Source organism: bacterium, assembly GCA_020440705.1.
In the GTDB taxonomy this organism is placed as follows: Bacteria; Krumholzibacteriota; Krumholzibacteriia; order LZORAL124-64-63; family LZORAL124-64-63; genus JAGRNP01.
The window spans coordinates 1-643 of record JAGRNP010000283.1; the positions used below are offsets into that span (position 1 = coordinate 1).

The following is a 643-nucleotide window of genomic DNA, read 5'->3' on the forward strand; positions in this document are numbered from 1 at the left end:
ATCAGATCGAGCTGCTCGGGGACGCGTGCGGGACCGAGCTGCTGCGGACCGCGTACCACACGGTCGCGGAGGGCTACGGCGGGCGCGGGCTGTTGCTGGATGATCCGGCGAAGATCGACGAGACGCTGCGCGAGGCCCAGGCGATCGCCAAGCAGGGCAAGCCGGTGGTGGTCAACGTGATGATCGGGAAGACGGACTTCCGCAAGGGGTCCATCTCGATGTGAGGTGAGCGGACCGTGAGCTTCACACTTCGCGTCGAGAACCTCCGGGCGCTGCGCAAGGTCGAGTGGGCGCCCGAGGGGGTCTGCGCGCTCGTTGGGGCCAACGGCGCGGGCAAGACCACGCTGCTGATGGTCTTGAAGTTTCTCAAGCTCGCGTTTGATCGCAGCGTCGATCAGGCTTTCGAGCAGGTGTTTGGTAGCAGTCGCGGCTTGCGTCATCGTCAGGCTGGCGGCGAGTCGATTTGCATCGAGTTGGCTGTCCGAGACCGACGCTGGCAGCTGAAGCTGAACCCCCACGGAGCCAACATCAGCTATCCGGTGTCGGAGTCGTACTACGAGGCGGGGGAGCTGGCATGGGCGCGCAGCTCCAGCGGAGATTTTGCAGAGTTCCCCGACGGGAAGTCAGCTCAAAATACTGTCCA

Annotated in this window: 2 protein-coding genes; both read left to right on the plus strand. The window is 64.2% G+C overall.

From position 1 onward, the window contains the following. Positions 1 to 224: thiamine pyrophosphate-binding protein (locus KDM41_18390; protein MCB1185394.1), on the plus strand; the 224-nt coding region annotated here is incomplete at its 5' end. 12 nt (positions 225 to 236) lie between these two features. After that, positions 237 to 643 (plus strand): hypothetical protein (locus KDM41_18395; GenBank protein MCB1185395.1); only part of this gene is annotated, 407 nt, incomplete at its 3' end.